At 72.8% G+C, this 7,443-nt stretch carries 7 protein-coding genes; 5 read left to right on the top strand and 2 right to left on the bottom strand.

Annotation, left to right across the window (positions count from 1 at the left end; all coding sequences use genetic code 11):
• Positions 1–51 precede the first annotated feature (51 nt).
• Together DI573_RS07490 and DI573_RS07485 are read right to left on the bottom strand one after the other, a co-directional pair.
• Positions 52–873, bottom strand: a complete 822-nt coding sequence (locus tag DI573_RS07490) for an ABC transporter permease (RefSeq protein ID WP_292812373.1) — start codon at positions 871–873, stop codon at positions 52–54.
• Complete coding sequence (locus DI573_RS07485; RefSeq protein WP_292812371.1) at positions 870–2,159, bottom strand: ABC transporter ATP-binding protein; 1,290 nt, start codon at positions 2,157–2,159, stop codon at positions 870–872. The genes DI573_RS07490 and DI573_RS07485 overlap by 4 nt, the downstream gene beginning before the upstream one ends.
• A 130-nt stretch (positions 2,160–2,289) precedes the next feature.
• Between DI573_RS07485 and DI573_RS07480 the strand changes: the two genes are divergently transcribed.
• The 5 genes from DI573_RS07480 (at position 2,290) to DI573_RS07460 (ending at position 7,372) form a co-directional block, all read left to right on the top strand.
• The gene (locus DI573_RS07480) at positions 2,290–3,369 is read left to right on the top strand and encodes an enoyl-CoA hydratase/isomerase family protein (RefSeq protein WP_292812369.1); all 1,080 of its coding nucleotides are present in this window, start codon (positions 2,290–2,292) and stop codon (positions 3,367–3,369) included.
• Between the two features lie 10 nt (positions 3,370–3,379).
• Positions 3,380–4,246 carry an LssY C-terminal domain-containing protein gene (locus DI573_RS07475; protein WP_292812366.1) on the top strand — a complete coding sequence of 289 codons (867 nt, stop codon included), beginning with the start codon at positions 3,380–3,382 and terminating at the stop codon, positions 4,244–4,246.
• Positions 4,243–4,758 (top strand): hypothetical protein, encoded by a 516-nt coding sequence (locus tag DI573_RS07470; protein WP_292812364.1) that lies wholly within the window; start codon positions 4,243–4,245, stop codon positions 4,756–4,758. Before DI573_RS07475 ends, DI573_RS07470 begins: the two co-directional genes overlap by 4 nt.
• Before the next feature lie 62 nt (positions 4,759–4,820).
• On the top strand, positions 4,821–5,759 hold the full coding sequence (locus tag DI573_RS07465; RefSeq protein ID WP_292812362.1) for a DnaJ domain-containing protein: 939 nt from the start codon (positions 4,821–4,823) through the stop codon (positions 5,757–5,759).
• Between the two features lie 29 nt (positions 5,760–5,788).
• Positions 5,789–7,372 (top strand): SLC13 family permease, encoded by a 1,584-nt coding sequence (locus tag DI573_RS07460; protein ID WP_292812360.1) that lies wholly within the window; start codon positions 5,789–5,791, stop codon positions 7,370–7,372.
• Positions 7,373–7,443 lie beyond the last annotated feature (71 nt).

The raw sequence follows: 7,443 nt of genomic DNA, 5'->3' as shown, positions 1-7,443 counted from the left end.
CAGCGCCGACGTGCTGAACGGCGGCGACGTGCTGAACAGCGGCGCGAGCGCTTAGGTGACGTCGCGCGACCAGCTCACGATGTGGCCGATCAGCAGCAGCACGAGGGCGTAGCCCAGCAGCACGAGACCGCCGCCCCACCACTCGAGCTGAGCGCCCCCGGCGCCGCCCATGACGGAGTAGATGCTCGCGCCCACGAGCGCATCGCTCGCGGCGCCGGGCAGATACTGGCCGGCTGCCTCGAGGCCGTCGACGAACCCCGCCGCGAGGCGCAGCAGCGGTTCGACGAACTGCGTGAACGCCAGCACGATGACGATCGCGACGACCTGGTTGCGCACGAGCGTGCCGACCCCGATGCCGACCATCGCCCACAGCGCGAAGGCGATCAGGGTGCGGCCGATCAGCGCCCAGGTGTCGGGGGAGTCGAGGCCGGTGTCGAGACCGAACCCGGCGAGGAAGGCCGCGGCGGGGCCGACGGTGGACACGACCGCAAGCGCCCCGAACATCAGCCCGATCAGCCCGCCGACCGCCAGCTTCGCCCAGAGGACGAGCCCGCGACGGGGGACGGCGAGGAAGGTGGGCGTCAGGGTCTGGTGACGGAACTCTCCGGTGATCATGAGCGTGCCCACCAGCAGCGGGAAGACGTACCCGAACGACGCGCCGAGGCTGTAGAGGAGGGTGGGCAGTCCCTCGGGCGGAACCTGGGGCGCGGTGTCGCCGCCAGGAAGGCCCCCGGTGGCCGAGGCGGCGAGGATGAAGCCCATGCCTGCGGCGGTGCTTCCGACATAGACGACGAGAACGAGGGCGAGGATCCACCAGGTGGCCGTCGAGAACACCTTGACGGACTCGGATCGTGTCGCGGCCATGAGGCTCATCGGCGGTCCCCTTCCTCGTCGATGGCGACTTCGATCACGCCCGTCGAGGCGACCGTGAAGCCGGGCGCGGAGGGTTCGTCGGCGTCGCCACCCGGGTCCCCCTCGCCGGGTGCCTCCTCGCTGGGGACCTCGATGTCGGGGTCCTCCGCGACCAGGGGTGGGTCGGCTTCGGCCGCGAGGGCCTCTTCGACCTCGGCGTCGTGCGCGGGGTCGGTGCCCTCGGCGAGCGCGGACGCGGGGATGTCGGCGGCGGCCGGATCGGCAGCATCCACCGGTCCTGCATCTTCCACCGGAGCGGCGTCGCCGTCCCCGGGGGGTGTGGCATCCGCGGTCCCGCCCTCGAGCTGAAGGGGAGCGGAGAAGATCGGCGGCCCTCCAGCGCTCGGATGCACGCGCTCGCCGCTGACGAGTTCGAGGAAGACCTGTTCGAGCCCGGGGCCTCGCCTCTGCAGGGCCGACAGAGCGACGCCTGCGTCGAGCGCGATCCGGCCGATTTCGACGGGGTCGCCGCCGCGCACCGTGAGTCCCGAGCGGAGCACCTCGACGACGAGACCGGCGTCGGTGAGTGCGCGCGAGAGCGCCGCGCGGTCGGGGGAGTCGACGACGGCGGCCTGCTCGGCGGGATCGGCGAGCTCGTCGAGCGCGCCCTGGAAGACCAGGCGCCCCTGCGAGATGATCAGCAGCCGGTCGGCGGTCTGCTGCACCTCGGCGAGCAGATGCGACGAGATGAGCACCGTGCGCCCCTGCCGGGCGAGCGCGCGCAGCAGGCCGCGCATCCAGATGATGCCCTCCGGGTCGAGGCCGTTGGAGGGCTCGTCGAGCACGAGCACGCCGGGGTCGCCGAGCAGCGCGAATGCGAGGCCGAGGCGCTGGCGCATGCCGAGCGAGTATCCGCCGACCTTGCGCCCGGCGACATCGCCCAGTCCCACGGCGCCGAGGGCCTCGTCGACGCGGGCGCGGGGGAGCCCCGCGGCCTGGGCGTAGACCCGGAGGTGGCCCGCGGCCGTGCGGCCGGGGTGGAAGCTCGCGGCCTCGAGGGCGGCGCCGACGGTGCGCAGCGGAGTCGGCAGCTCGGCATAGGCCTTGCCGCCGATGGTTGCGCGCCCGCTCGTGGGACGCACGAGGCCGAGGAGCATGCGCAGGGTCGTCGTCTTTCCGGCTCCGTTGGGGCCGAGGAAGCCCGTGACGACCCCGGGTTCGACCCGCGCAGTGAAGTCCTGGACCGCCGTGACAGCACCGAAGCTCTTGGTGATGCCGGTGAATTCCAGCAGGTCGCCGTCGGGCATGCCGAACCTCTCGTCTGCGGGCGTTGTCCCCTCATCCTGCCGGAAATCCCCGCTCGCGTGCGGATTGCGCGCCCCGCGCGCGGGGATGGCGCGGCGCCGTCCGTGCCCCGCCGGCCGGTATCGTTCCCCCGTGACCACCCCCGCGCCGCCCGACACCCCGCGCCCCACCCACGTGCGCGTGCGGTCGGCGCACGGGATCGGTCGGCTCACCCTCGACCGTCCCCGTGCCCTGAACGCGCTGGATCTCGGCATGATCCATGATCTGACGACGGCGCTCGAGGCGTGGCTGCACGACAGCGACGTGCAGCGCGTGATCATCGACGGCGCCGGCGACCGCGGGCTGTGCGCGGGCGGCGACGTGCGGGGCCTGTACGACCAGATCACGGCGGGCCGGCCGGCGGATGTCGCGACGTTCTTCCGCGCCGAGTACGCGCTCGACACCCTCATCGCCGAGTACCCCAAGCCCGTCATCGTGCTCGCCGACGGCATCACGATGGGCGGCGGCATCGGGCTCTCCGGGCACGCGGCGATCCGCGTGGTCACCGAACGCTCGGTGCTCGCGATGCCCGAGACGCGCATCGGCTTCACCCCCGACGTCGGCGGTTCGCTGCTGCTGTCGCGTGCTCCGGGCCGCCTCGGCGAGTACCTGGGGCTCACGGGAGCGACGATGGATGCCGCCGATGCGATCTACGCCGGATTCGCCGATCATCTGGTGCCCTCCGCCCACCTCCCGGCCGTGATCGAGGCCTTCGAGTCCCGCGCCGACCCCGCCGGGGCGACGGAGATCGTGCTGCTCTTCGATGAGACGCCGGAGCCCTCTCGCCTCGCGGCCGATCGCGCATGGATCGACGATGCGTTCTCGGCCGACACCGTGCCGCAGATCATCGAGCGTCTGCGCGCGCGGCCCGAGGCAGCGGCATCCCGCACCGCCGACACCCTCGAGGAGCTGGCGCCCACCGCGCTCACCGTGACGCTCGCGGCGATCCGGCGCGCCCGCGAGCTGCCGCACCTGCGCGCGGTGCTCGCCCAGGAGTACGGCCTCGTGATGTGGTTCGCGATGACGCAGCCCGACCTCGTCGAGGGCATCCGCGCGCAGCTCGTCGACAAGGACCGCGCCCCGCGCTGGCGCCCGGCGACACTCGCCGCGGTCACCCCGGGTGCGGCGTGGGCGGCGCTGAACTACCGGCCCGAGGCGCCGCTCTGGTCCTAGAGTGAGCGCCATGACGGGCTCGGAGGCGGGGAGGCGGCGGCGCTACTCCATCGGCGCCGTGCTCGACTGGTTCTTCTTCGTCTTCGCGGGCCTCGCCGCACTGTGGCTGGCCTACCTGGGCGTCACCGAGTCGTTCCAGGTCGGCTGGTGGGGCATTCCCGTCGCCGTGCTGTTCTGGGTCGTCATCGCCTACCTCGTGCTGCCGCGCCTGCACCGCATCCTCACCACGATCTACGTGCCCGACTACTTCATCGGCCGCACGCGCACGAGCGACGGGCTGCTCGGCGACCCGGTCAATCTCGCGTTCCGGGGTACGGGCGATCAGATCGAGGCGGCGCTCCGCCGCGCCGGCTGGACGCGCGCCGACCCCGTCACCCTCGCCTCGTCGTGGCGCATCATCGAGTCCACGCTGCGTCGCCGCAGCTATCACGAGGCGCCCGTGAGCCCGCTCTTCCTGTTCTCGCGACAGCAGGACTTCGCCTACCAGCAGGAGGTCGACGGCAGCCCGTCGCAGCGCCACCACGTGCGGTTCTGGCGGTGCCCCGACGGATGGATGCTGCCGGGCGGCATCCGCGTCGACTGGCTGGCCGCGGGCACCTTCGACACGGCCGTCGGGCTCTCGCTGTTCACGCTGCAGGTCACGCACCGCATCGATGCCGACACCGACATCGAGCGCGATCACATCGTCCGGACGGTGACGACGGCGAACCCCGGCGTCACCCTCACGGTGATCCCCGACTTCTCGACGGGTTATCACGCCCGCAACGGCGGCGGAGACAGCATCCGCACCGACGGCGATCTGCCGATCGTCGACGTGAGCGCGGTCGTCGTCGCACCCGCTCCCGCCCCGGCGCCCGCCACAGGAGTGACGTCATGAGCGCCCCACGCAAGCGCGCCGCGTTCGAGTCGCCCATCGAGCTCGTTGCGCCCGTGGACGGCGAAGCCGAGATGGCGAGACCGCTGGCGACGACCGCGGGCGCGGCGCTCGTGCTGCTGCGGGTGCTGGCCGGGGCGCTCTGGCTCGTCGCGCTCGCGGCCAACTGGGGGCCGATCGCGCGCGACGCCGCCGCGGACATCGCCGACATCACCCTCTCGCCCGATCTCGAGCAGGCGGGGCTGCTGATCGTGATCCTCGTGGTGGGGGCGGTGCTGCTGGCCGATCTTGTGCTCGCGGTCTTCATCTACCGGGGGCACAACTGGCCCCGCGTGATCGTGATGATCGTCTCGACGGTATCGATCACGACCGCCTTCCTGCAGTGGTGGGTGGGCGGGCAGGACATCCGGCTCGCGACGACTCTCGTCACACTGGGTCTGGACGTGCTCGTGCTGCTGGCGCTGTCGAGTCGCGACGCGGCGGCCTATGCCCGTCGGCCGCGGCGCCGGCGCTGAGCCCGCCCCGATCGTGCCGGGGTAGCCTGTAAGCCGCCGTCGGCGGGGAGGGGTGTGACCGGATGTTCGACAGCCCCCTCTCGCACTCCGCGTACGAGGTGCTCGGGGTCGCCGCGGATGCGAGCGAGGACGACCTTCGCCGCGCCTATCGCCTGCGGCTGCGGGCGACGCACCCGGATACGGGCGGCGACGCCGCCGCCTTCGTGCAGGTGCAGCGCGCGTGGGAGCTGGTCGGCACCGCCGAGGCCCGCGCCCTCTACGACCGCGGCCACGGCTTCGGCGATTTCGCCCCGACGACCGACGCGGATGCCGCCGGCTGGCGTCCGCGCGGAGCCCCGGCCGACACGCGGCCCAAGGCGCGCGTGTACGGCCACCCCGGCGGATGGCGGCGCGAGCGCTATCTGACGCTCATGCGGGAGTGGGTCGGCCGGGGGGTCGAGCTCGAGGACCCGTACGCGCCGCATCTGGTGCGCACGGCGCCGCACGAGATCCGGCGGCTCCTCGCCGACGCGCTCGCCGAGGAGGAGACCGCCCGCGTCGTCGCCGACCTGGGCATGGGCTTCACGGTGTGGCACGACGTCGCCGCCGCGGGGCGGCGCGGGGGCGAGCCGGATGCCAAGCTCGACCACATCGTGCTGAGCCCGAGCGGCCTGTACGGGGTGCTGTCCGAGGACTTCGGCGGACCGGTGTCGCTGCGCCGCGGCGAGCTCGTGGGCGAGGACGTCGAGGGATCGCCGATCGCCGACCTGCTGGCGCGCATGCGCGTGATCGGGCGCGCCGCGGGGGTGCGCTTCGGCGGGGCGATCGTCGTGCTGCCCGACGAGGACCTGCCCCAGGCGATCCTCGAGGTGGGCAAGGTGCGGGGCGTCCCGGTCGTCGTGTGCGGCCGCGCGGCGCTCGCGACCGTGCTCCGGCGCGGCGTGCCCGGCGCGCGCGACATCGGCGGCAACGAGATCTTCGACGTGCGCACGCGGCTCCAGCACACGGTCGCGTTCGTCTGACGCGGCGCAGGCCACGCTAGTTTGGCCGCATGGACCCCGTCGCCTGGACCTTCGCCATCCTGGGCCTGGCGGTGGTCGCGTTCTTGAGCGGACGCATCGCGCTCGAGGTCGTGGCGGTGGGCGTGGCGCTGGCCTTGTGGGCGACCGGCGTGCTCACGCTGCCGGAGGCGCTCGCGGGTTTCGGTGATGCGACGGTGATCTTCATCGCCTCGCTCTTCGTCGTGAGCGAGTCGCTCGATGCCACTGGCGTCACGGCGTGGGTGGGACAGCAGGTCATGCGCCGCGGCATCACGGGGCGCGGCCGGCTCGTCGTCGTGCTCGGGCTGATGGTCGCCGTCCTCGCCGCGTTCATCAGCATCAACGGCGCCGTCGCGGCGCTGCTGCCGGTCGTCGTGGTCGTCGCGGTCAAGGCCCGGATCGTGCCCTCCCGTCTGCTGATCCCCCTCGCGTTCGCGGCGAGCGCGGGATCGCTGCTGACCCTGACGGGCACGCCCGTCAACATCGTCGTCTCGGACGCGGCAGTCGCCGCCGGCGGGCGCGCGTTCGGCTTCTTCGAGTTCGCCCTCGCGGGCGTCCCGGTCGTGGCGCTCACGATCGCCTATCTCGCGCTGTTCGGAGATCGCCTGCTGCCGGCCCGGTCGGCGGATCAGCTGGGCGACCCGCCGACCGACGCGAGCGAGGTGGCCCGCGGCTGGCGCGACAGCTACCAGGTCTCGCTCGACACGGGGCGGATGTTCAGCGTCGAGGAGGGTGTCGCCGAGGTGCTGATCCCGCCGCGCTCGTCGCTCGTCGGGCGCACGGTCTTTCCCGGCATGACGACGCGGCGCGAGAACCTCGTCATCCTCGCCGTGCGTCGCGGCGCGGAGGGCGAGGCGGCACCCAGGCCCGACGGAGAGGTGACGCTGCGACCCGGCGATGCGGTGCTCGTGCAGGGCCCGTGGGAGTCGCTCGAGCGCTACGTGCACACCGGCGACGTGACGCCGGTCACCTCCCCCCAGTCGCTGCGCCGCGCGGTACCGCTCGGTCGCGGGGCGAAGCGCGCTCTCGTGATCCTCGCGATCATGGTCGTGCTCCTCGCGACGGGCGTCGTACCGCCCGTCGTTGCGGGTCTTCTCGCCGCGGGGGCCCTTCTCGTCACGCGCGTGCTGAGCATCCCGCAGACCTACCGCGCGATCTCGTGGACGACGGTCGTGCTGATCGCCGGCATGATCCCGCTCTCGTCGGCCTTCCTCTCCACCGGCGCGGCCGATGTCGTCGCCGGCGCCCTCCTGACCTGGATCGGCGACACCTCGCCCCACCTGGCCCTGCTGGTGCTGTGCCTTGTCACCGTCGTACTCGGCCAGTTCATCTCCAACGTGGCGACCGTGCTCGTGGTCGCCCCCATCGCCGCGTCCGTGTCGGCGGCCCTGGACACCAGCATCCAGCCCTTCATGATGGCGCTGACGGTGGCGGGGGCGGCGTCGTTCCTGACGCCGATCGCGACACCCGTGAACCTCATGGTGATGCAGCCCGGTGGCTACCGCTTCGGCGACTACTGGCGCCTCGGTCTGCCCCTCGTGATCGTCTTCGTCGCCGTCGCCGTGCTCTGGGTGCCGGTGATCTGGCCCTTCTGATCGTGCGCGGCGGGGCGGGGACGGTACGGCGTGATCCCCGGACCGCACCGATAGCCTGGCCGGGGAGGGTG

The organism is Microbacterium sp. (assembly GCF_003248605.1).
GTDB lineage: Bacteria > Actinomycetota > Actinomycetes > Actinomycetales > Microbacteriaceae > Microbacterium.
Note: the sequence above shows the minus strand (reverse complement) of the source record. Positions and strands in the feature narration are given on the sequence as shown.

Excerpts from the sequence above, each read along its gene's own strand:
- DI573_RS07490 (WP_292812373.1), bottom strand. The coding sequence starts at position 873 with ATGAGCCTCATGGCCGCGACACGATCCGAGTCCGTCAAGGTGTTCTCG.
- DI573_RS07485 (WP_292812371.1), bottom strand. The coding sequence starts at position 2,159 with ATGCCCGACGGCGACCTGCTGGAATTCACCGGCATCACCAAGAGCTTC.
- DI573_RS07475 (WP_292812366.1), top strand. The coding sequence starts at position 3,380 with ATGACGGGCTCGGAGGCGGGGAGGCGGCGGCGCTACTCCATCGGCGCC.
- DI573_RS07470 (WP_292812364.1), top strand. The coding sequence starts at position 4,243 with ATGAGCGCCCCACGCAAGCGCGCCGCGTTCGAGTCGCCCATCGAGCTC.
- DI573_RS07465 (WP_292812362.1), top strand. The coding sequence starts at position 4,821 with ATGTTCGACAGCCCCCTCTCGCACTCCGCGTACGAGGTGCTCGGGGTC.
- DI573_RS07460 (WP_292812360.1), top strand. The coding sequence starts at position 5,789 with ATGGACCCCGTCGCCTGGACCTTCGCCATCCTGGGCCTGGCGGTGGTC.